General features: G+C 66.6%; 18 protein-coding genes. 7 read left to right on the plus strand and 11 right to left on the minus strand.

All coding sequences use genetic code 11. The annotated features are described in order from the left end of the window. Positions 1–139: 139 nt before the first annotated feature. From GGR25_RS16485 to GGR25_RS16495, 3 genes are all read right to left on the minus strand, one after another. Complete coding sequence (locus GGR25_RS16485) at positions 140–1201, minus strand: BMP family lipoprotein (protein ID WP_210299986.1); 1062 nt, start codon at positions 1199–1201, stop codon at positions 140–142. A gap of 416 nt (positions 1202–1617) precedes the next feature. Continuing rightward, positions 1618–2571 (minus strand): nucleoside hydrolase, encoded by a 954-nt coding sequence (locus GGR25_RS16490; RefSeq protein WP_210299987.1) that lies wholly within the window; start codon positions 2569–2571, stop codon positions 1618–1620. Continuing rightward, positions 2571–3914, minus strand: a complete 1344-nt coding sequence (locus GGR25_RS16495) for an amidohydrolase family protein (protein WP_183399927.1) — start codon at positions 3912–3914, stop codon at positions 2571–2573. The genes GGR25_RS16490 and GGR25_RS16495 overlap by 1 nt, the downstream gene beginning before the upstream one ends. A gap of 188 nt (positions 3915–4102) precedes the next feature. Between GGR25_RS16495 and GGR25_RS16500 the strand changes: the two genes are divergently transcribed. Then, the gene (locus GGR25_RS16500; protein ID WP_183399928.1) at positions 4103–4756 is read left to right on the plus strand and encodes a methyltransferase domain-containing protein; all 654 of its coding nucleotides are present in this window, start codon (positions 4103–4105) and stop codon (positions 4754–4756) included. Between the two features lie 19 nt (positions 4757–4775). Here the strand turns inward: GGR25_RS16500 and GGR25_RS16505 are convergent, their stop codons facing one another. The 4 genes from GGR25_RS16505 to mtnB all read right to left on the minus strand — a co-directional run bounded on the left by GGR25_RS16505 (position 4776) and on the right by mtnB (position 8893). Continuing rightward, positions 4776–6554 (minus strand): molybdopterin cofactor-binding domain-containing protein, encoded by a 1779-nt coding sequence (locus GGR25_RS16505; protein ID WP_183399929.1) that lies wholly within the window; start codon positions 6552–6554, stop codon positions 4776–4778. Further along, a complete protein-coding gene (locus GGR25_RS16510) occupies positions 6446–7525 on the minus strand; it encodes a molybdopterin cofactor-binding domain-containing protein (protein ID WP_183399930.1) in 1080 nt (359 codons plus the stop codon). Before GGR25_RS16510 ends, GGR25_RS16505 begins: the two co-directional genes overlap by 109 nt. 163 nt (positions 7526–7688) lie before the next feature. Next, the gene (locus GGR25_RS16515) at positions 7689–8246 is read right to left on the minus strand and encodes a 1,2-dihydroxy-3-keto-5-methylthiopentene dioxygenase (protein ID WP_183399931.1); all 558 of its coding nucleotides are present in this window, start codon (positions 8244–8246) and stop codon (positions 7689–7691) included. Continuing rightward, positions 8243–8893 carry a methylthioribulose 1-phosphate dehydratase gene (gene mtnB, locus GGR25_RS16520; RefSeq protein WP_183399932.1) on the minus strand — a complete coding sequence of 217 codons (651 nt, stop codon included), beginning with the start codon at positions 8891–8893 and terminating at the stop codon, positions 8243–8245. Before mtnB ends, GGR25_RS16515 begins: the two co-directional genes overlap by 4 nt. A 255-nt stretch (positions 8894–9148) precedes the next feature. Here mtnB and GGR25_RS16525 point away from each other — a divergent pair, with 255 nt between their 5' ends. The 5 genes from GGR25_RS16525 (at position 9149) to GGR25_RS16545 (ending at position 13117) form a co-directional block, all read left to right on the plus strand. Then, the gene (locus GGR25_RS16525; RefSeq protein ID WP_183399933.1) at positions 9149–10198 is read left to right on the plus strand and encodes a substrate-binding domain-containing protein; all 1050 of its coding nucleotides are present in this window, start codon (positions 9149–9151) and stop codon (positions 10196–10198) included. 30 nt (positions 10199–10228) lie between these two features. After that, entirely contained in the window at positions 10229–11059 is an 831-nt protein-coding gene (locus tag GGR25_RS16530; protein ID WP_246409862.1) for a hypothetical protein, read from the plus strand. A 145-nt stretch (positions 11060–11204) separates the two neighbouring features. Beyond that, on the plus strand, positions 11205–12464 hold the full coding sequence (gene mtnK, locus GGR25_RS16535) for an S-methyl-5-thioribose kinase (RefSeq protein WP_183399934.1): 1260 nt from the start codon (positions 11205–11207) through the stop codon (positions 12462–12464). A gap of 66 nt (positions 12465–12530) precedes the next feature. Next, positions 12531–12731, plus strand: a complete 201-nt coding sequence (locus tag GGR25_RS16540) for a hypothetical protein (protein WP_183399935.1) — start codon at positions 12531–12533, stop codon at positions 12729–12731. Then, a complete protein-coding gene (locus tag GGR25_RS16545; RefSeq protein WP_183399936.1) occupies positions 12728–13117 on the plus strand; it encodes a type II toxin-antitoxin system VapC family toxin in 390 nt (129 codons plus the stop codon). Before GGR25_RS16540 ends, GGR25_RS16545 begins: the two co-directional genes overlap by 4 nt. On the opposite strand, the gene GGR25_RS16550 is transcribed toward GGR25_RS16545, so the two are convergent. From GGR25_RS16550 to GGR25_RS16565, 4 genes are all read right to left on the minus strand, one after another. After that, positions 13118–14137: an ABC transporter permease gene (locus GGR25_RS16550; RefSeq protein WP_183399937.1), complete on the minus strand. Its 1020-nt coding sequence runs from the start codon at positions 14135–14137 to the stop codon at positions 13118–13120. Further along, complete coding sequence (locus tag GGR25_RS16555) at positions 14134–15663, minus strand: sugar ABC transporter ATP-binding protein (protein WP_246409864.1); 1530 nt, start codon at positions 15661–15663, stop codon at positions 14134–14136. Before GGR25_RS16555 ends, GGR25_RS16550 begins: the two co-directional genes overlap by 4 nt. A gap of 12 nt (positions 15664–15675) precedes the next feature. Next, positions 15676–16929, minus strand: coding sequence for an LVIVD repeat-containing protein (locus GGR25_RS16560; RefSeq protein WP_183399938.1), 1254 nt, complete (start codon positions 16927–16929; stop codon positions 15676–15678). 151 nt (positions 16930–17080) lie between these two features. After that, positions 17081–18121: a substrate-binding domain-containing protein gene (locus GGR25_RS16565; protein WP_183399939.1), complete on the minus strand. Its 1041-nt coding sequence runs from the start codon at positions 18119–18121 to the stop codon at positions 17081–17083. A 266-nt stretch (positions 18122–18387) separates the two neighbouring features. Between GGR25_RS16565 and GGR25_RS16570 the strand changes: the two genes are divergently transcribed. Further along, the gene (locus tag GGR25_RS16570; protein WP_183400335.1) at positions 18388–19377 is read left to right on the plus strand and encodes an aldo/keto reductase; all 990 of its coding nucleotides are present in this window, start codon (positions 18388–18390) and stop codon (positions 19375–19377) included. Positions 19378–19384: the final 7 nt, after the last annotated feature.

Raw genomic sequence — 19384 nt, forward strand, 5'->3', positions numbered from 1 at the left:
TCCGGAACTTCAGGCGGCCGGCATTGCCGGGGACCAAGCCGCAAGATCGTGACGAGGCTCTGGCAACGAGCCCAAGGGTTCTCAAAGGCGAACAAAGGCCGGCGGGCGGCCGGATGTCCCCGGCCGCCCGCCGTGCGCCTTAGTTCATGGTCGTCTCGACCTTGATCTCACCGGAGATGATCTTCTGCTCCTGCTCCTTGACTTCCTTGCGGACAGCCTCGGGAACGAGCGCGTCGTAGTACTTGTTCTCGGAGATGCCGACGGCGCCTTCCTGCAGGCCGAGGATCGACGACGTGCCATACTTGGCGGTGCCGTCCACGGTCTGCTTCAGGATCAGGAAGAGCGACTCGCCGACGCGCTTCTCGACCGAGGTCAGGATGACTTCGGCCTGGGCCGGGTCGGTCGCGGCGAAGATCGTCGCCTGGTCGCTGTCGACGCCGATCGCGAGCTTCTTGTCGTCGCGCGCCGCCTGCAGCGCGCCGATGCCGGTCGAGCCGGCGATCGGGAAGATCACGTCCGCGCCCTGCTGGATCTGCGCCAGAGCCAGTTCCTTGCCCTTGGCAGGGTCATTGAACGGCGTGGCCGAATTGACAGTGGCGCGGAGCAACTTGGCGTTCGGGTTGGCCGCCTTGGCGCCCTGTTCGAAGCCGACGACGAATTCGAGGATCACGGAGCCCTCGGTGCCGAGGATCTGGCCGAGCGTGCCGGTCTTCGAAACCTTGGCCGCCGCATAGCCGGCGAGATAGGCCGCCGTCGAGGTGCGGTACTGGACCGAGAGGACGTTGTCGAAGCCGCCCTTCGAATAGTCGACCGTGTCGTCGAACAGGATGAACTTCTTGTCCGGGTACTGCGGCGCGATGTCGGCGACGAAGCCGGCCATGTCGAACGTGCCGGCGATGATGACGTCATAGTCGCCATCGGCCGCGTCAGCGAGCGCAGGCTGCCACTTGCCGCGATCATAGCCGGGCTCGATCGTCTTCACGGTGACAGGCAATTCCTTCATCGCCTGATCCATGCCGCGCTGGGCCGAATCGAAGAAGCTCTTGTCGCCGAGCGTGCCGTTCAGCACCAGCGCGACCTTGAGCGGGTGTTCTTTCGTGTAGGTGGACTCGGCATGTGCCGGAAGGGCTGCCATGCCGAGGCCCGTCGCCACGGTCAGCGCCGCGGCGCCCTGGGACAGCGCCTTCAAAACCTTCTTCATCGAACTGGTCTCCCTGCCGATTGGCTGTGACGCTCGAACGACGCCACATTCTTGACGAATCCACAAGGGCCGTCGCCGCCTGCGCAGCGCGACACCGGGATGGGAGGCCATCCTATGAGGGCCTAATTTTAGTGCAAGCTCAAAAACTGTCGCCCTGGCGTGCAAAGCTTGGGCGATTGCAGCCGATGGTCGTGGATTTCCGGGTCGCTCGCGCCTGTCTGGGTCCGCAGGCACGCCACCCCACGGGTGCCATGTGGCTAGCGCCGGCGGGGCGATGATCAAAAAGCAGGCAAAATGCGACGCCGGCCACGGCGGGGCCGGCCGCTCCATCCACGGCTTTTTTTCGCGTGGGACGGCTCGCCGCGACCGATGCGCGACCGCGTCGAGGTCGGCGCCAGCGACGCTGCGAACCGGCTTCAGCCGGTTTCGCAGAGGCGCTCGATCGCGCCGAGGAACAGCGCCTTGAAGCGCGGCACATCGATGCCGTCGACGGTGCTGATCGGCGGCAGTCCCCATTTGGGCGGTTCGTCGAAGATCGTCGCGCCGCGGGCATAGAGGCCGCCGCATTCGACGGCGACGCCGGCGCGCACGATCGTCGTCGCGATTTCGGGATCGACGAGCACGGCGGCGGCGAGCGGGTCGGGCGGCGCGAAGCCGTCGGTCCCGCCATAGGCGATGGTGACGCGGCGGAGCTGGTCGACCAGTGCCTTCAGGAAGGCGTGGCGCGCGCCGGTTCGGGCCCGCGCGAACACGGCGTCGAGTTCCGCGCCGGAGAGCGTCGCGTCGACGCAGGGCTCCCAGGGCACGAGCTCGGTCGGCGCGGCCAGCGCGAGCACGATGGCGGCGGCTTCCGGATCCGCGAGGATGTTGAACTCCGCCGCGCCGGTGACATTGCCGCGGCCCCGCGACGTGCCGCCCATGATCACCAGCCGGCCGATGCCGGCGACGAGCGCAGGTTCGGTCCTGAGCGCCAGAGCGAGATTGGTGAGCGGGCCGAGCGCCAGGATGTCGAGCGGCCCTTCCGTCATCGCCCGACGGAGCGCAGATCGGAGGAAATCGACGCCGTCCTTTGAGGCGAGTGGCGGCAGGTGCGCGGGCCGCGGCGCGCCGCCGAGGCCGTCATCGCCGTGCACGTCGGCCGCGTTGATCGCCGCGCCGATCAGCGGGCGGTCGGCGCCGGCATGGACCGGCGCGTCGATGCCGAGCACGGCGAGCGTCGCGAGGATGTTGTCGCTCGCCTGGCCGAGCGAGACATTGCCGAAGACCGTGGTGACGAAATCCGGCGCCCGGCCGCTCGCGGCCAGAACGGCGAGCGCCATCGCGTCGTCCGTGCCGCCATCCGTATCGACGAGAAGCTGTCTCTGCATCATCACGCCGCCTTTTTCGCCGCCGCGACCCGCGCCCAGAAGGCGCGATAGGCCGCGTCATAGTCGCTGCGGATCGCGCCGAACGGGCGCCGCGTCAGCCGGCGGTCGCGCACGAGCTGTTCGCCGGCGACGAAGACATGGCGCGTGTCGCGGCCGGAGCCGGAATAGACCAGCAGCGTTGCAAGGTCCGGCGTGTTGGAATAGCCCGGCCCGGAAATGTCGATCGCGACGAGGTCGGCGGACTTGCCGATCTCGAGGCTGCCGATCTCGTGGTCGAGGCCGAGCGCCCGCGCACCCTCGATCGTCGCCATGCGAACGAGTTCGCGCGAGGAAACGGGCTGCGCCCGGCCCTCGCGATGCGAGGCGACGAGGCCGGCGACGCGCATCTCGCTCACCATGTCATAGGCATTGTTGGCCGCGACATTGTCGGTTCCGAGGGCGACGGTGACGCCGGTTTCGCGCAGCGGCACGACCGGGCAGATCGCCTCGCGCCCGGACCGCAGGCCCGCCGAGGCGCAGTGCGCGACCGAGGCGGCTTCCGCGCGGGCGAAGACGGCGATGTCTTCGTCCGAAAGATCGAGGCAATGGGCGGCATGGATGCGGCCATTGAAGAAGCCGGCCTTTTCGAGCGCCACCGAGGCGGTTGTGCCGTAGCGCTCGAGCGTCAGCTCGTTGTCCTCGGGACCGCAGGCCATATGCAGATGGATGCCGCAGCCGAGCCGGTTCGCGACCTTCACCTCCTCGGTGAGCAGCGCTTCGGTATTGTCGACATAGGGCGCATGCGGGCCGAACCAGGGAATGATCCGCCCATCGGCCGAGCGCTGGCCCTCGACGAAGGCCGACGCCTTCGCAAGCTCTTCCGTGCCGCGCGCGGCGTCGCCGAGCTGCACGATGCCATAGGCGATGACGGCGCGAAGGCCCGCCGTGGCCGCGGCGGCGGCGATCTCCTCGGCGAAGAAATACTGGTCGCAGAAGGTGGTCGTGCCCGAGAGCGCCATCTCGGCGCAGGAGAGCGCCACGGCCGGCGCCATATCCTCGGCGACCATCGCAAGCTCCGGCTCGCGGATCGCATTGTACCAGCCATCCATGGTGAGGAGGCTCTGCCCCTCGGCATGGCCGCGGAACAGGATCATGGCGCTGTGGGTATGCGCATTGACGAGGCCGGGCATCAGGACATGCCCGGAAAGGTCGATCACCTCGTCGAAACCGCGCGCGCCAGGCCGCATCGATGCGGGCCCGAGATCGGCAATCCGCCCGTCCTCGATCACCAGCCAGCCATCATCGATGACGCGATCCTGGCGATCGACGGTGAGAAGTGCGGCGCTGTGGAGGAGGATGCGAGTCATGATAACAATTCAACTACGGATGGGGTTGATTTAGTCGGCGATGCTGCTGCACTGATGCACGAAGCGACCCTATGTCGACAAGGTGCTCCACGCCTTCGGAGGACGGTTGTGCAAGGGCCGAAAAATATCGCGTCGACGTGATGCAGGGCTTGGCCGGAAGTTCTGACCGGCGCTTCAGGGATGGGACCGTGAACGGCGAGGGGACGAGCGATCTCAATCGAAGTGGCTGGGAGGCGATCGGAGCGAGCGTTGTTTCGCCCTATCTCGGCTACCAGCACTACCGCGATGGGCTCATGGCCCTCATCGACGCGCTTCCGGGCGGTGGACGCGTGCTCGATCTAGGATGCGGGCCGGGCACTACCGTTGCCAAGCTGCTTGCTGATCGAGGGTTCGAGGTTGTGGGCGTTGATTTCGCCGAAGAGATGATCGCGGCGGCACGGCAAGCGGTTCCAGGCGCGACCTTCGTCTGCCAGTCGATGACGGAGATCTCCTACCAGGCTGAATTCGATGCGGTCGTCGCCAGCTACTCGATGCTTTGCCTGGATCCCGCCTCGTTCGGTGTCGTTGCCGCCAAGATCGCCAAGGCGCTAAGGCCGGGAGGTCGGTGCTTCGTCGCGCTCAACGAAGCGGCCGATGGCGAAGACGCTGATGCCGTAGCGATGGTCAATATCGCCGGCCAGGACATGTACAGCCGCGCCTATACCGAGGAGGAGGTCATACGACTCTTCGCGGACATGAACTTGCTGTCGGTCGGTCGAGCGCTCGTGCGCACCGAAATGTTCGGTGACGAACGGAGTATTGTGTTTGTGTTCGGCAAGGCAGGTGATTCAGTCACTGCCTGAGTGAAAAGTCGCGGTCGTGTCAGCCCGAGGACCTGCTTTCGTCGGGTCTGATCGTCGCACCTCTGATCAGAGCGCCGGCGCGTTCTATCGCCTTGACGATCCGCTGATAGGTACCGCAACGGCAGAGATTGGCGTGCATCTCGGCGATGATCTCTTCCCGCGTCGGCGCGTTGTTGTGCGCCAGCAATGCAGCGGCGCGCATGAGTTGGCCCGACTGGCAATAGCCGCATTGCGGCACCTGCTCCTCGATCCAGGCCCGCTGCAGCGGGTGCGTCCCGTCCGGTGAAAGACCCTCGATCGTGCGGACATTGCGACCCTCCAGCGAGCCTATCGGCGTCAGGCAGGCGAATGCCGCTTCGCCGTCGATATGAACGGTGCAGCAACCGCATGCGCCGATTCCGCAACCATATTTCGTGCCCACGAGGCCAAACACGTCGCGCAGGACCCACAGCAGCGGTGTGTCCTCATCGACTTCCGCGCTGTGCTGTTCGCCGTTTATGCTGAGGTTGATCTTCCGGACAGCCATCATGTCTCGCGCGGCAAGAGGGCGTGATCGCAGACGGGCAGCTTGCGGATTCGCGGCCCGCCAAGCATCATAGATCGCATTGGTGAGCGCCGGCGGCACGACGCTGACCGCACCCTGAGAGACGTCCCCCCAGAACTGTCGATCTGTTATCCAGTGAATCTGGACATCTGGCATGGCATCGGCGCGCAGCAATTCGTAGGTGTCGAAATTGCCCTGCTGAACCATGCCGTCCTCGAAACTGATCCGTCCGTAGAGAGCGGACGACAGTCCGAATGCGACGCCGCCCTCTACTTGCGCCTCTGCATTGCGCGGGTTCCCAAGCATGCCGACGTCAGCGACAACCAGCACGCGATCGACCTTGAGGCTGCCGTGGCCGTCCAGCGTGACCTCGACGACGACGGCGTAGAAGCCGCCCTGGTACTCGTGCGCTGCGATGCCACGTCCGCGCCCGCGCGGCATGGGCGTGTCCCAGTTGGAGCGCTTCGCAGCCTCGTCCAGCACCGCACGCAGCCTGCCCGCGCGTTCGGCGGACGGCAGAGGTTGGTCGAACTCCAGAAGTGGCACCTCAGGAGGGGTGGTCGCTGGGTCCAGGAGAGCGCGCTGGAACCGGTAGGCGTCGGAGCCTGCTTGGTGCGCCAGTTCGCCGAGGAAGCTCTGTATTGCGAACACGTCGATCGAATTGCCGACGCCGCGCATCAGTCCGACGGGGACGCCGAGCGGTTCGGCTGCCCAATCGACCAGGATGTTCGGAATGGAAAAGAGAATGGAATCGGCGCCATAGGTCGAATTGACCATGGCGTGGCTATCGTCCTTGGTCTGGCCGGAGATTCGGTGCGTCCAAGCCGCGAGTCTTCCGTTGGCATTGAAGCCGGCGCGCATGCGTACCATCGCGCTCTGGCGATAGATCCCATGTCGCATGGTCTCCTCACGACTCCAGACCAGCTTGACCGGGGTGCCGCGCATGGTCTTGGCGACAGCTACGGCCTGTGCGATGGCGTCGCTATGGAGACGGCGGCCGAATCCTCCGCCCATCTGCGTGGGGTGCAGCCGGCCGGTCTCGACAGGCATGCCGGTGATGGCGGCCGCAACGCGCAGCGCCTCTTCCGGAGCTTGCGTCGGCGCCCAGACCTCGAAGCCGTCATCGCGCACCACAGCGGTGGCATTCATGGGCTCGAGCGCGCCATGTTCCAGATAGGGAAAGACATAGTCAGCCTCGAAGGTGCCCGCCGCCTGCCGCAGCGCCTCTGCCGGGTCGCCGTCGCGCCGTAGCACCCTGTAGGGCGCGCCTTCGAGCCCGGCGAGCAGCTGTGCGCTGATCGTCTCGTCCTCAAGTCGGAAGGGACATCCCACTCAATGGGAATCGAATCGAGCGCTCGCTTCGCATCCCACCAGTTCCCGGCGATCACCGCGACGGCTCGCTGGGACCCAGCGGCGAGCAGCGCTGGCTCGTCGAGCACAAGGACCTGACGCACGCCGGGCTGTTCGGCCAGTGCTTTCGTGGCAAAGACCCTGGGGCTCCCGCCGAAATAGGGGCAAGCCGCCACCGCGGCGAACACCATGCCGTCCAGTTGCACATCGATACCGAAGACCCCGGCACCGACCACTTTTCCGGGCAAGTCCAGTCGCTGAACGGATCGCCCGACATGACGCCAATCCTTGGCCTCCTTCAGGCGAACGCTTCTTGCGTCGGGCACCGGAAGTGTCGCCGCCTCCGATGCCAGATCGCCGTAGCTCAGGCTCCTGCCGGTCTGGGTATCGATGACCGCTCCGTCCTTCGCGACGAGGCGGTCGCTCGGAACGCGCCATCTCGCCGCGGCGGCTTTGGTCAGCATCATACGGACCTGAGCTCCCGCCGTCCTGAGCCTGAGGTCGGAATCGCGCAGACCGAAGCTTGCTTCGGTCGTCGTTCGCCCGAAAGGCTGCGATTCGGCGAGATTGCGCCAGACCGGCACAAACTCGAAGCCGATTGTCGACCAGTCCGCCTCGAGCTCCTCTGCCAGCAACTGAGCCATCATCGTGATCGTCCCCTGGCCCATCTCCATCTGGCCGATGCGCAGGACGACCCGGTTCTGTGGTGTGACGACAACCCAGTTGTTGAGTTCGATGTCGGCAGGGTTCGGCTGCGCCGACTTTCTACCAAGGCCAGCGAGCGAGAAACCGACTGTCAAGGCACCTGCGGCGAAAGCACCTGAGATCAGCAGGCTTCGCCGTGAGAGGGCCGAGTGAGTGATCCGGTCCTTCATCCCGATTCCCAACACGCTCAGCGTAGCGGGAAGATTACTCCCCGTGTACCTAACGGTTGTGTATCGACCGAGGCTCTCCTGCGTCAAGGACCACTTGTCGAAGCGAGGCGCGCAGTGACGACGTGATGCCGTCGCTGAGCGCCTCGACGCCGAAGCGGGCTGGTCAGGCCGCGACCTTCTCCGCGAAGCGCGGGATCGATTCGGAGATCTTGTCGCCCGTGAACTTGGCGACCCAGCCTTCCGGCGTGGTGAAGAGGCGGATGCAGGTGAAGCGGGGCTCGGGGCCCATGTCGAACCAGTGCAGCGTGCCGGCGGGGACCGAGAGCAGGTCGTCGCGGGTGCAGACCACCTGATAGACCTTGTCGCCGAGATGCAGATAGAAGGCGCCCGACCCTTCGACGAAGAAGCGGACTTCGTCCTCGTCATGGGTGTGCTCGTCGAGGAACTTGGCGCGCAGCTCTGTCTTCTTCGGATTGTCGGGCGTCAGGCGGATCACGTCGACGGACTGGTAGCCAGCCGCGGCGGAAAGACGATCGACCTCGGTCTGATAGGCCGCGATCACCTGTTCCTGCATCGCGCCCTCGGGCAACTCGGCGCTCGCCTTCCAGCGCTCGAAATGCACGCCAACCTTGCCGAGCAGATCGGCAATCTCAGCCGGATCGCTGGTCGTGACGTCGGGATGGTCCGGATTCTTGTCGGGATAGATGATGAGCGTGGTCATGGCGTGAACCTCCGATATGAAAGCTCGAAATCGAAAAGCGCTTCGAGGGCTTCGAGATGGCGGGCGGCCTCGGCCGGGGTGCGGCCCCAAGCATAGAGGCCGTGGCCCGAGAGAAGATAGCCGGGCGCGGCATGAACGTCGGCGCCGAATGCGGCGAAGCGGGCATCGACCCGAGCCGCGAGCGTCTCCGTATCCTGCTCGTTGGCGAAGACCGGAACCTCGACGCGCGCCTCGTGCGTGGTGACGCCGGCGAGCGCCTTCTGCAGCTCCCAGCCGTTCAGGATCACGCGACCTTCCGCCTCGGCGAGACGGGCGATCACGGTCGCCGCGGGGCTGTGGACATGGAAGATCGCGCCGATCTCCGGATGCTGGTGATAGAGCGCGACATGCAGCGGCGCCTCGGCCGAGGAGCGCGGCAGCAGCGGCGCATCGAGCGGCTGGATCAGGATGTCGGCGGCGAGCAGCGCGCCCTTGTCGACGCCCGAACGGGTGATCGCGATGCGGCCGGCGTCGATCCGCGCCGAGAAATTGCCCGAGGTCGCGGGCACCCAATGGCGTGCGGACGCCCGACGACCCGCTGCGATCACCTCGGCGACCGCATGCGCCTCGTCATTGCCTTCGCCCGCCAAATGGACGGTCGTTGCCATCCCAATTCTCCAACGGACGGTGCCGCTGCGCGACGGCTCCGTCTTTTTCTCACCTAACTCCGCGATCCGGCGCAATCCGAGGCGGATTTTCCCATTTATCGGCCTTCAAATGGAAAATCCTTCGTTCCGCGGCCGAGATCAGCCGCTGTATCAAAAAATGATTGCGAGTTCACCTCTTTTGGGCTCGTCGTAAAGGGCGCAGCACGGCGCCCTCGACGGCGCGTGGCAGAAGAAGATACATCGGGAGAGACCACCATGAAACGCCGTACCATTCTCCGCCTTGCCGGGGCCGGGCTTCTCGTCGGCTCGCTGCTCGGCGGCTCCGCCTTCGCCGAGGGCATCGCCGGCGCGCCGGCGCCGTTCGACAAGGGCGGCGTCAAGGTGGCGCTCGTCACCTTCATCTCCGCCGGCGACTTCTTCCAGGCCTACCAGGCCGGCGCCCAGAAGCAGGCGAAGGAACTCGGCATCGATCTCCAGATCTTCTCCGGCCGCCAGGATGCTGCCGCGCAGCGCGAGCAGGTCGAGCAGGCGATCAATCTCGGCGTCCAGGGCATCATCATCGACCATGGCCAGCCCGAGGCGCTGAAGGACGTCGCTCAGAAGGCGCTCGATGCCGGCATCAAGGTCGTGGCCTTCGACGTCAATCTCGACAATCCGAAGATCCCGCAGGTCGAGCAGTCCGACCATGAGCTCGCCAAGGCCGCGCTCGGCCAGGCGCTCGCCGACAATGGCACCGCGTTCAACGCGGGCTATGTCTATGTCGCCGGCTTCGCCCCGCTCGACCGCCGCAACGAGATCTGGGAAGAGGTGAAGAAGGCCAATCCCGGCATCGTCGAGAAGGCGCATTTCGGCGCCGTGAACGACACGACCGCGACCTCGACCGCCGACCAGGCCAAGGCCGCCTTCCGCGCCAATCCCGACATCACCGTCGTCTTCGCCCCCTATGACGAGTTCGCCCGCGGCGTGAAGCTCGCGACCGACGAACTCGGCATCTCCGACAAGGTGAAGATCTATTCGGCCGACGTGTCGACCGCCGACATCACCGAAATCACCGCCGAGGGCAGCCCGTGGGTCGCCACCGCCGCGACCAACCCGGCCGTCGTCGGCGCCGTCTCGGTGCGCGCCGTCGCCAAGCTGATCGCGGGCGAGGATCCCGGCCACAACATCGTCGTGAAGCCGGTTCTGATCACGCAGAAGGACCTGCGCGCTGCCGGCATCAAGACGGTCGAGGACCTCGACGCCAAGCTGCCGGCATTCGGCCAGAGCGACGCGGCGACGGCGCCCTGGATTCCGGCCGCCAAGTAAGTCCAGACGACGAGGGGAGGGGTGCGGGTGATGGCGACGCTTCGGTCACGGTTCGGCATGGCGGCGCTCGCCGCTGCCTTCGCTCTTCTCCCGGCGGGCCTCGCGCTCGCCGAGGAGCCGGACAGCTTCCTCATTTCCTATGAGACGACCCCGTCCTTCGGCTTCGACCTGCCGAAGCTCAAGGCGGCGAGCTATGACGAGCGCGCCGCCTTCTCGCAGAAGATCCTCGTCGACATCGTCCCGCGCATCGCCGACGCCGTGGGGATCGATTCGGAGAACATCATCAGCGAGGTCACGCCGGGCGGCTATCTGCTGAAGACCAACGCGTCGCTGCAGAGCGCCGCAGAGGTCTCCAGCGACGAGGCGGAGCGGTTTGCCGCGGGCCTCGGCTATGTCTTCCGGCAATACAGCGTGCTGGTCTCCGGCCTCGACGATGAGGGCGGCAATACCGGCTATGTCGTCGTCACGTTCCCCGAGAACACGCTCGACGCCAAGGTCGCGCAAGCCTTCTTCGAGAAAGCCGCCTCCGTCGAGAAGGGGCTCGGCGGCGGATATACCGCCTTTGGCGACGACCAGATCTTCCTGAATGTGGCCGATTCCGCCGGCAAGCCCTATTCGGGCCTGGACAACGCCGCGTTCCTCGCCGGCCTCACCAAGGCGGCAGCGGAATTCGGCCCGCCGCAACCCACGATCGACGGAACGGGAACGGCGTCGGCGCGCTTCGTCGGCAATGAATGGGACAAGCAGGCGCAAGGCGAGGCCTATGTCGAGAAGCTCGGCGGACCCGGCTCCGAGATCGTGAAATCGCTCGACGCCATCGAGTTCGACTATGCGAAGCTGGTGCAGGACGCGTTCAACTAGGATCCGGACTGTGCCAGCCATTCGTTCGCCTCGCTTGGTCCTGTCGCGAGGCGGTATCCGCATCGCCTGAATTTGCCCTAATATCCGCGCCTTTCACATCGCCCCTCAGCCTGCGGGGCGATGTTGCGTTGGGAGAACCCTTTCGATGTCGCTCGTCACGCCGCCCGGCTATTATTCCCTCAACGAGGAATCCGTCCGCGCCTTTCTGGACGGCCTGCCGGAGATCCAGGCCCGGCTCGGCGGCAAGCCGGCGGATTGGACCGTCGTCGAAGTCGGCGACGGCAATCTGAACCTCGTCTTTCTCGTGGACGGGCCGGACGGCTCGGTCTGCGTCAAGCAGGCGCTGCCCTATGTGCGCGCCGCGGGCGAAAGCTGGCCGCTGCCGCTCGACCGCGCCTTTTTCGAGCAGGCCTATTACCGCGCCGTGGCGCCGGTCGTCGGCGCCCTGGTGCCGGCCTTCTATCACTACGAGCCCGCGCTCTATGCGATCGTGATGGAGAAGCTGGCGCCGCACATCATCTTGCGCCGCGGCCTGATCGAGGCACGGCGCTATCCGAATGTCGCCCGCGACGTCGGTGAGTTCACGGCACAGGCGACTTTCGCGACGTCCGATCTTGGCGCGACGATCGAGGAGAAGGCGGAGTGGGCCTCGACCTTCGCCAAGAACACCTCGCTGCTCCGCATCACCGCGGAAGTTGTGTTCACCGATCCGCTCGGCACCTCGCCGCGCAATCGCTGGACCAGCCCGCATCTCGATGATCTCGCGCGCGAATTCCGCGCGGATTCAGCGCTGAAGACGATCGTCGCCGACTGGGGCTGGCGCTTCCTCACCGATGGCCAGGCGCTGATCCATGGCGACCTGCACACCGGCTCGGTGATGGTGACGGAGACGGACACGCGCGTCATGGACCCGGAATTCGCGATCCTCGGCCCGATCGGCTTCGATGTCGGCGCCTTCATCGCCAATCTGGTGATGAACTTCATCGCTCAGCCCGGCCACGCCAAGGCGGGCGACGAGCGGCGCGAAGCGGCGGACTGGGTCCTCGATCAGGTGCCGGTCTACTGGAACACCTTTTCCAGCCGCTTCCGCGCGCTCTGGGAGACCAAGGCTTCGGGCGACGCCTATCCGCCGGCGATGTTCGGCCCCGCCGATGCGGCGGCGCTGGACGCGGCGCGCACGCGCTTCCTCGACCGGATCTTCGCCGATGCCGTCGCCTATGCCGGCGTCAAGACGATCCGCCGCATCCTCGGCTTCGCCCACAATGCCGACTTCGAGCGGATCGCCGACCCGGCGACGCGGGCGCCGCTGGAGGCAAAGGCGGCACGTCTCGCGCGGCAGTTCCTGCTGGAGCCGGGGAGCTTCCGAACGGCGGAAGATATCGTCGCAGCGGCGCGGGCGGTTTGAGCCGGCTGCTCGAAGCCTATATGATCGGAGAAGACCAGATCGGCTTCGACGAAGATTGGTGCAGCGATGAACCACAAGCCTTCCGGAGCGAGCGCGCCCCATGAATGGCCGGGGCTTCCCGCCGACGATGATCCTCAGGCGCGTCGGGAAAGAGCGGCCTTGCGGCGCAAGGCTTTTGGATCCCTCAAGGGAAAGATCGATCTCTCCCTTGAGCAGGCCCTCGCGCCGCTCGACCCCGAAGAACGCGATCGTTGGTATGGCGATTGAACTATCTGGCCGACACCCACACGCTGGTCTGGTTGTTCAACGACCGGGAGAAGCTCCCGCCGCGCGTGATCGACGCGATTGCAGGCGACGAGAACGACATCTTCGTCAGTCCTGTATCGGCCTATGAGATCGCCCTGAAGTTCAATATCGGGAAATGGCCTGAAGTCGGCGCGCTCGCCAGCGCTCTCGAGGCACAATGCCGATCCGCAGGACTCCTCTCGCTGGCTATTTCCCTCCGCGATGCTCAGGCGGCCGGGCTGCTGCCCCTCAGCCACCGTGATCCCTTCGATCGCTTGCTGGCGGCGCAGAGTCTGTCAAACGGACTCCCCATCCTGTCCGCCGATCCGGCGCTCGATCTCTTCGAGGTCGAGCGCATCTGGGATTGATCACCGCTTCCGCTTGCCCAATCCGAAGGTCAGTGCCAACGCGCCGACGAGGACCGCGCCCTTGACGAAGTCCTGCGTGTAATAGGGCGCGTTGAGCATGGTGAGGCCGTTCAGCAGCACGCCGACGAAGATCGCGCCGAGCACGGTGCCGAGGACGTGGGGGCGGCGCTTGTCGAGCACGGCGAAGCCGATCAGCGAGGCGGCGACCGCATCAAGCAGCAGCGAGTTGCCGGCCGAGACGTCGCCGCGGCCGACGCGCGACGCGATGATCAGGCCGCCGAGCGAAGCGAGGGTGCCGGAAATGATGTAGGCGGCGAGGCGATACGCCTTGGTCGGCGCACCGGCGAGATGTGCGGCCGTCTCGTTGCCGCCGATCGCGTAGAAGACGCGGCCGAAGCGGGTGCGCTCCATCAGGAACCAGGCGATCACCGCCACGACAGCCATGATGACGACGGGCAGCGGCACGATGTCGAACAGGCGCGAGCGGCCGAGCAGCAGGAAGGCCGGGTCATAGGCGCCCTTGGCCGTCGAGCCGTCGGGCAGCACCATGCCGGCGGTGATCGAGCGCCCGCCCGTCGGGATCAGCTGCAGGCCGGCGAGCAGGAACATGGTCGAGAGCGTCGCGAGCAGGTCGGGCACGCCGACCTTGACGATCAGCAGCCCGTTGGCGAGCCCGATCAGTGCGCCGATCGCCAGCACGAGGATGAAGGTCGAGACGGCGTCGAGCTGCAGCACGACCATCGCATAGCTCGCGGCCATCACGGCCGAGGCGGCGACGCTGCCGACCGAAAGGTCGAAGCCCCCGGCCGACATGGTGATCGAGACGCCGACGCCGAGGATCGCAACGACGGAGACCGCCTGCAGGATCGAGAACAGATTGGCCGAATTAATGAAGGCCGGCTGCGCCCACCAGAAGCCCAGCAGCATCAGGCCGAGCAGCACGAAGAGGGCGTAGCGCCGTGCCGTCTCGGCGATGTTCGATGCCCGCGGGGCGGACTTCTGCGACGTGTCGGTGGTCATGGTTCGAGCTTTCGCGGCGAGGCGCTCGCGGCGCCGCCGATCGCCGCGGCGAGCGAGCCTTCGCTGCCGTCGGCGGAGATGAGGGTGTGGTCGCGCATGACGAGGATGCGGTCGGCAACCTCGAGCGCTTCTTCGGTGTCCGAGGTCGCGATTACCGTCGCCGAGCCGCCCTGGCTGCCGCGGATCGCGGCGATCAGGTCCTCGCGCGCGCCGACATCGACGCCCTGGAACGGCTCGTCGAGCAGCAGAAGCCGGCAGGGCTCGGCCTGCCAGCGGGCGAGCACGACCTTCTGCTGGTTGCCGCCGGAGAGCTGGTCGAGCGTCGCGTCGGCATTGCGCGCCTTGATGCCGAGACGGCGGATCGCGTCGGTCGCGACGAGGCGTTCGCGGGTCGCGTCGATGATGCCCGCCGGAAACCAGCGCGGCAGATGCGGCAGGGCGATCGTGCCGGCGATCGAGGCGCCCGGCGTCTCGGGCGGCAGCAGCGAGGATTGCCAGCGATCCTCGGCGACCATGAAGACGCCCTTGGCGATCGAGCGTCCCGGGCCGTCGGAATGCCAGGGCTTGCCGTCGAGCGTGACCGTGCCGGCATGCGGCGTGTCGAGGCCGAAGAGTACGCGCAGCAGCCGGCTCTTGCCGGAGCCGAGCGTGCCGGTGATCGCGACGACTTCGCCGGAGCGGAGGTCAAGGTCGAACCGCACGGCGCCCGGGATCAGCTGGACGTTGCGGAGCGCGGCGATGATCGGCGCCGTCGACGGTTCGCCGCCATGCGCCGCGGCTTCGAGCGGTCGGCCGATCATAGCCGCGACGGCGGCCGGAAAATCGATCGGGCGGGGGAAGGCGCCGACGATGCGCCCGCCGCGCAGCACGACGGCGCGGTCCGCGATCGCGGCGAGATCGCCGAGGCGGTGCGAGATATAGAGGATCGCCATGCCTTGCGCGCGAAGGCGCTTCAGCAGGGCGAACAGCCGCTCGGCCTCCGCCGTCGAGAGGCTGGAGGTCGGCTCGTCGAGGATCAGCACCGAGGCCTTGGCCGCGACCGCGCGGGCGATCGCGACGAGCTGGCGCTCGGCCGGCCGCAGATCGAGGAAATCCCGATCCATCGGCAGGTCGAGATCGATGAGGCCCGCGATGGCGCGCGCCCGGCGGCGGATCGAGCGGCCGGAGACGAAGAGGGGGCCGGTGCCGCAGAGTTCGTCCAGCGTCAGGTTTTCGGCGACCGTGAGGCCGGCCGCGCCGGCCTGGTCCGTCGCCTGGTGCACCGTGGCGATGCCGGCGGCCTTGGCCTCGCGCGGCGAGGCGAAGGAGACGGCCTTGCCGCCCAGCGTCATGGTCCCGGCGTCGGGCCAATAGCTGCCGGAGATGATCTTGACGAGCGTCGACTTGCCGGCGCCGTTGGCCCCCATCAGCGCCACGATCTCGCCGGCGGCAACCGTCAGGTCCGCCCCGGCGAGCGCGCGCGTCGGGCCGAACGATTTCTCGATGCCGGTGACGGACAGGGCGATGGAGGCTTGGGGTGCGCTCAAGATGGGTTCGTTCTAGCCGCCATATTCGATGATCGAAAGGCCCGCATTGTAGTCGGTCGAATAGATCAGCCCGTTTGCGTCCACGAAGAGATCGGCGGACTGGATCACCGGCGGGCGCCCCTGCCGCTTGTCGACCATGCGGGTCGGACCCGCCGGGACCAGCGCGCCGGTCTCCTTCGGGCGATAGGGATCGGAGATGTCGAAGGCGCGGACGCCGGCATTTTGCCAGGTCGCGAAGATCAGCGTGTCGGACTGGAAGCTGCCCGGCCGGTTCTCGTGCAGATTATGCGGGCCGAAATGGCCGCCCTTGACCGTGTAGTCGGCCTCGTCGGGCACGGGCAGCGTCGCGATCGAGATCGGGTTGGACGGCTCGCGCAGATCGAAGATCCAGGTGAGCTTGCGCCCGTCCTCTTCATGGTCGAGCACCGCCTCGTCGGCGACGACCAGAAGATCACGCTTCGGCAGCGGCAGGGCCGAATGCGTGCCGCCGCCATAGGGCGGCGACCAGTTGCGGTGCGTGAGGAGCTTCGGCGCCGTGCGGTCCTTGATGTCGAGGATCGTCAGGCCGCCGTCGCGCCAGCAGGCATAGGCCGTGTCGCCCTCGACCAGCGCGTGATGCAGCGCATAGCGGCGGCCATCCGGCCAGGACGCCGTCTCGCCGCCGGCGAGATGCATGCCGGGGATCCACCAGCGCCCCGCCTCGACGGGCTTCGTCGGGTCGGCGAGGTCGATGACGACGAAGATATAGTCGCTATAGCCGTCGATCAGCGCCGAGACATAGGCGTAGCGGCCGCCGACATACCAGATGCGATGGACGCCCACGCCTTCGACGGGGAAGAAGCCGATCCGGCGCGGCGCCGTCGGGTTGGCGATGTCGTAGATCGCGACGCCCGCCGACCAATTGCGCGCCGAGCGGCCGCCCGCGGCTGTGCCGACGGTCTCGCCGACCGACTTCGTGTAATAGACCTTCTCGTCGACCGCGAAGGCGGCATCGGCGAAGAGATCGCGCGCATGGATGACGAGCAGCAGGTCGTCATGCGTCTGGAGATGGATGTTCCAGGTATTGGGCGGCGCCGGCACGAACACCGTCTCGCCGGGGTTCTTCGGATCGCGCACATCGATGATCGAAAAGCCCTGCGACCAGGGATGCGCGACATAGGCATAGCCCCGATGCACCATGACCTGGAGCGCATCCGGCCGCCCGCCCTGATCGGAATGGCCGATGAGGCGCATGTTGCGGGCGAAATCGGGGGTGGGCAGGGTCATGGAGAATTCCGGAGCGTCTGGGTAACCGAGTTCGCCGTCATTGCCGGGCTCGTCCCGGCAATCCAGCTCTTTTGCAGTGGCCTCTCAAGAACGGATCCCCGGGACAAGCCCGGGGATGACAGTCTTGCCGGCCGCGACGCCTTGCGCGCCGTTACTTCGGCTCGGGAATCCAGGGCGCCTTGGCGGCGTCGCTGTCCTTGAAGGCCGGGAACTTCGCCTGCAGTTCCTCGATCGTCTTGATGTTGTTGTCGACGAGGTCGTTCTTGGTGACGAGCGTCGGCTGGATCAGGATCGAATGGCCGGGGTCCTGGCCGGCGATGAGCTGGGCAAGGCCGCGCACCGAGGCTTCGCCGACGACGGAGGGATTGGTGGCTGCCGTCGCGACCCAGGGGCTGCCGGGCTCGATGATCGCCTGGATGTCCGAAGTCGAGATGTCGACGCCGTAGATCTTGACCTTGTCGCCGAGGCCGAGCTCGTCGACGGCGAGCTTCACGCCGCGCGCGAATTCGTCCCAGGGCGTGAAGACGACCGAGAGGTTCGGGTTGGCGCGCAGCACCGCCTTGGTCTGGTCCGCGACGGAGGCGGCGACCGTGTCGTTCACGACGCCCCAGGTCGCGACGTCCTTGATGCCGGGATTCTTGGCGACGATGTCCTTCCAGACCGCATAGCGCCGGTCGAGCGGGGCGAAGCCGGCGACATAGACCACGCCGCCTTCGAAGCTGGTGCCCTCGTCCTTCAGCGCCTGCTCGAGCACGAGGCGCGCCATGTCGGCGTCGGACTGCTCGACCTGCGGGATCTTCGGATTGTCGAGGTTCACGTCATAGGCGATGACCGGAATGCCGGCGTCGAGCGCGGCCTGCGCCACGTCCTTCAGCGCTTCCGGCTGGCCATTGTTGATGATGATGCCTTTGACGCCGAGATTGATCGCCTGCTGGATCAGCTCGCGTTCCTGGTTGATGTCGTTGCGGGCCTGCGAAATGTTCGCCTCGATGCCCAGCGCCTCGGCCTGGCGCTTCACGCCCGCCTCGAAGGCCTGCAGCCAGTCGCCCGAGCCCAGGAAGCTGACGACGGCGATCTTCACGCCGCCCTTGTCGAAGGGCGCGGGCGCGCCGGCGATCCCCTCGGCGAAGGCACTGCCGCCGATGGCGGCAAGGCTTGCCGCGAGGGCGAGGGAGATTAAGCTGCGTCTCATGGTCCAGTCCTCCTTGCGGAGCGCGGCCCGCTGGCGCATTAAGCGCCGTGGCCGTCCCGTTGTTGTCTGCCAATTGTCCGAGGCGACCGAAATTAGCCAGCGGCACGGGTTGGCATAAGGAATTTTGTTCCAGATTTCGAGATGGTGTGGGTCGTTTATTCTCGTCATCGGCAGGGCATGGCCGGATGGGCCGTGCCGGCGGGCCGGGAAGGACGGAGTTGGGCTGAGGGGCTCGCGAGAGCCGTCAGGCAGGAATTTTGAGAATGATTGAGACCAGGACAATCGGCCGGACCGGCCTCGACGTCACCACGCTGTCGTTCGGCTGCGCGGGCATCGGCAATCTCTATCGCGCGGTATCGCGCGAGGACGCCGAGGCGACGCTCGCCATGGCTTGGGGCGCCGGCATCCGCTATTTCGATACGGCGCCGCGCTACGGCCACGGCCTTTCGGAACGCCGTCTCGGCGACTTCCTCCGCGACAAGCCGTCCGACGCCTATGTCGTCTCGACCAAGGTCGGCCGCCTGCTGAAGCCCGTGCCGGAGAACGAGGTGCCGGACTACGGCTTCGTCGATCCGCTGCCCTTCCGTGCAGACTATGACTATTCCTATGACGGCGTGATGCGCTCGCTGGAGTTCAGCCTGGCGCGGCTCGGGCTCAACAAGGTCGAGATCCTCTTCGTCCACGACATCGGCGCGCTGACGCATGGCGCGGAGGAAAATGCCCGCCATTTCCGCGATCTGATGGATGGCGGCATGAAGGCGCTCGACGAACTCAAGAGCGCCGGCGTGATCAAGGCGGTCGGTCTCGGCGTCAACGAGGTCGAGATCTGCCTGGAGACGATGGCGCGCACGCCGATCGACTGCATCCTGCTCGCCGGGCGCTACACGCTGCTCGACCGGAATGCCGAAGCCGAGCTTCTGGCGCGCTGCGCGGAAGCCGGCACGTCGCTGATCATCGGCGGCGTGTTCAATTCGGGCATCCTCGCCACCGGTGCCAAGCCGGGCGCGCCGTTCAACTACGAGCCGGCTTCCGAGGATATTCTGGAGCGCGTGCGCGGGCTCGAAGCGGTCGCGCAGAAGCATGGCGTCTCGCTCGGCGGCGCGGCCATGGCCTTCCCGCTGATGAGCCCGGTCGTCGCTTCCGTCCTGATCGGGACGGCCAAGCCCTCGAGCCTCGAGCGCAATCTCGACCTGCTCAAGGAGACCGTGCCGGCGGCGGCCTGGCCGGAATTCGAGGCCTTCGCGCTGCGTTCCTGAACGACGT

The organism is Kaistia hirudinis (assembly GCF_014196455.1).
Classification (GTDB): domain Bacteria; phylum Pseudomonadota; class Alphaproteobacteria; order Rhizobiales; family Kaistiaceae; genus Kaistia; species Kaistia hirudinis.

Coding starts and splice junctions, on each gene's coding strand:
- GGR25_RS16515 (WP_183399931.1), bottom strand. CDS start 8,246: ATGACCACGCTCATCATCTATCCCGACAAGAATCCGGACCATCCCGAC.
- GGR25_RS16565 (WP_183399939.1), bottom strand. CDS start 18,121: ATGAGACGCAGCTTAATCTCCCTCGCCCTCGCGGCAAGCCTTGCCGCC.
- GGR25_RS16510 (WP_183399930.1), bottom strand. CDS start 7,525: ATGAAGGACCGGATCACTCACTCGGCCCTCTCACGGCGAAGCCTGCTG.
- GGR25_RS16530 (WP_246409862.1), top strand. CDS start 10,229: ATGGCGACGCTTCGGTCACGGTTCGGCATGGCGGCGCTCGCCGCTGCC.
- GGR25_RS16540 (WP_183399935.1), top strand. CDS start 12,531: ATGAACCACAAGCCTTCCGGAGCGAGCGCGCCCCATGAATGGCCGGGG.
- GGR25_RS16495 (WP_183399927.1), bottom strand. CDS start 3,914: ATGACTCGCATCCTCCTCCACAGCGCCGCACTTCTCACCGTCGATCGC.
- GGR25_RS16485 (WP_210299986.1), bottom strand. CDS start 1,201: ATGAAGAAGGTTTTGAAGGCGCTGTCCCAGGGCGCCGCGGCGCTGACC.
- GGR25_RS16550 (WP_183399937.1), bottom strand. CDS start 14,137: ATGACCACCGACACGTCGCAGAAGTCCGCCCCGCGGGCATCGAACATC.
- mtnK (WP_183399934.1), top strand. CDS start 11,205: ATGTCGCTCGTCACGCCGCCCGGCTATTATTCCCTCAACGAGGAATCC.
- GGR25_RS16560 (WP_183399938.1), bottom strand. CDS start 16,929: ATGACCCTGCCCACCCCCGATTTCGCCCGCAACATGCGCCTCATCGGC.
- GGR25_RS16490 (WP_210299987.1), bottom strand. CDS start 2,571: ATGATGCAGAGACAGCTTCTCGTCGATACGGATGGCGGCACGGACGAC.
- GGR25_RS16525 (WP_183399933.1), top strand. CDS start 9,149: ATGAAACGCCGTACCATTCTCCGCCTTGCCGGGGCCGGGCTTCTCGTC.
- mtnB (WP_183399932.1), bottom strand. CDS start 8,893: ATGGCAACGACCGTCCATTTGGCGGGCGAAGGCAATGACGAGGCGCAT.